Annotated in this window: 1 protein-coding gene and 1 pseudogene; both read right to left on the bottom strand. The window is 55.1% G+C overall.

What is annotated here, in order from left to right; translation table 11 throughout:
* Positions 1-115 precede the first annotated feature (115 nt).
* Positions 116-364 (bottom strand): annotated as a pseudogene (locus AC1DUB_RS28225) (transposase); the annotation flags it as partial.
* Positions 365-495: 131 nt separating this feature from the next.
* The gene (ltrA, locus tag AC1DUB_RS28220) at positions 496-1,971 is read right to left on the bottom strand and encodes a group II intron reverse transcriptase/maturase (RefSeq protein WP_477732381.1); all 1,476 of its coding nucleotides are present in this window, start codon (positions 1,969-1,971) and stop codon (positions 496-498) included.
* Positions 1,972-2,578 lie beyond the last annotated feature (607 nt).

Raw genomic sequence — 2,578 nt, 5'->3', positions numbered from 1 at the left:
GGCTTCGCTGAACAAGTACCGCCAAAGCGCCCGCTCGGGTTGATGACGGTTCGATTTGGATCAAATAGATTGCTGAACTGCCTGTTTCGCGGGCCTCCTGGCCCGTTTTCCGCTCTCATGGGCCCACCTGTGCCATCAGCCGTTGTCGGCTGAGGTAGATGTTGGCCAGCGCCAATGCCGTAAAGGCGCGTGTAGCGTTCTTGGCCAGCCCGCGGTAGCGCACCTTGCCAAATCCCCACAGCCGTTTGACCACGCCGAACACATGTTCCACCCGCGCCCGGATGCGTGACTTGCTGCGGTTTTTGATTTTGACCGCTTCGTCCACGATGCCGTTGCGCCGCGTGCGCTGGTTCGTGAAGTCTCGATGTGCAGCTTCAGTCGGGTAAGGATGCGATGTCGCCACCGCATCCTCCCCTCAGAACCGTACATGAGAGTCACCCCTCATACGGCTCAAGCCTTTCGAACGGTCCTGGTCGGACCGGGCAGCAATGCGGGTCATATTGCGTATGCTCTACGGGTGAAGTAATCGTCCCAAGTGGGGTCAAACGGGTTGGCCCCGAGTCGTATCTTGACATGCCGAATGATCGGGATACTCGCGGCTTCGAACAAGGATAGGGGAATAATTCCCCCATCGACTCGCACTTTCGCCGCAAATACCCAATGTTTGTATCCCAAGATATGGAAGTAACGATTTTTCACCCAGCCTGCAGGTTTCATGGGGTGCCGGCGCATCGCCCATCTCCATAAGAGTTGCCAAATCTGGTGATCTAACCATGAGAAGCGTGCCTTCGCCACGATGTGCCTGTGGAACATTGCCCATCCTCGAATGATGGGGTTCAATGTTCGGATCAAGTTGGCTTGTGTCGCACCTGCGTTGGCCTTGACGAATGTCCGTACCCTATCAAGCAAGGACGCAACATTCTTCTTGGCCGGTGTAATCAGCAACTTGCCCGCGTACTTGCGCACATTTTGACCGAGGAAGTCGAATCCTGCCGTAATGTGCGTAATCTTGGTCTTCTCTTGCGAGAGTTCCAAGCCTCTGGCGATCATGAACTTAACGACCGCCGGGAGGACTTGTTGCTCCAGGATCTCTTTCGAGGCCCCGGTGACAACAAAGTCGTCAGCATATCTTACGACGTGAACCTTGAATGGTCGCCTGCTCTTTTCTGTGGGTGCGAGGCACTCATAAATTGAACTGGTGAGACCATCCAACACCATGTTCGCAAGAACCGGCGAGATTATTCCCCCTTGCGGGGTTCCCGCTTTCGTCGCAAACAAGATGCCATCTTCCATGTATCCGGCCTGAAGCCATCGACGTAAAACAACTTTGTCCATCGGAATGTTTCGGAGCAACCATTCGTGGGAGATATTGTCGAAACAACCTCGAATGTCACCCTCAAGTACCCAYTGAGCGGCATCRCGCCGCGCAAGWGCCATGAARCAATGCGCGATGGCATCYGCCGTTGARCGTTTAGGCCGAAACCCATATGAGTTTGCGTCAGCTAGGGTCTCTGCAATCGGCTCCARTGCCAGTTTCCATAGCGACTGCATAGCTCGGTCGTGCATCGTTGGAATCCCCAATGGGCGCATCTTRCCGTTARYTTTCGGAATGTGAATCCGTCGAAGCGGCTGCGGATGGTATCCGCGGTGCCTCAATGAATTCACGGCGCRCCCTTTGGACAACGGTGTCRACCATATCTTCCCATCCACACCCGGCGTTCTCTTGCCGCGATTTTCCGTCACCCGCTTGACAGCAAGAATCTTGCCGCTTTGCGAGCGGGTTAGCAGGTGCTGCAGMGCTTTCACTTTACCCCACCGACCTTCCCTTGCTGCCTTGGCAATACGCACTTGCAGTCGTCTCACCTCGTGCTCTATTCGAAACCAGTYGGACTGATCCCATAKCAGCACRTCGTGCACAGGCGCACCAGCATCCCGAACGCTTGCTCTCGCCTTGGTTCCGTTTGCCGTCATCTGCTTTCCCATGTTGAACGATTTATCAAGCTCTCTCACCATGAAAGACCACGTGGAAGTCTGCCCGCTTTCGCGTCAGGCCATGAGGCCTATATCYCCGTCATTACAACTGGGCGTTCGCTTTTTCCACATTCCTATACCCGCATTGCCAACAGCGTTCCTTACGGTTCGCCTGCCRTTTCTGGCAGCTATACGGGCTTACCCTGTTCCGCATGCATTTCCGAGCGGGTCGGACCCCTCCTTTACGCCGGTGGCCGCTTGTCCACGTGTAGTCATCGGTAAGGACTAGCACCTGACCACGCACCTTTTGGTTCAAGCCTGTCAGCACTTTTGGCTTGTCTGGTATGACGACGCTTGTCAGAGGTTCACATATGTTGGTCGTATCCGCTCATCCCTGGCCCCTCTCCGCCGTAGTGCTAGCAGAAGGCGTCTCTCCTCGCGGTTTGACGCCCCGAATAAATCGGAGGGTACGTTGTTCCTGAAGCTTCACACCATGCCGTTGCCAGCATCGCATGTCCAGGTAGGGAACGGTTGGTGGAACAACCGGTTTCATCAGTTCATAAGTCCTCCTGTGAAACAGAAATCCATGCGACTTGCAGGTCGCACT

The sequence above is a fragment of the Polaromonas sp. P4_F9 genome (genome assembly GCF_056401235.1).
The sequence above is the reverse complement of the archived record's forward strand: the minus strand, read 5'-3'. Positions and strand labels throughout refer to the sequence as shown.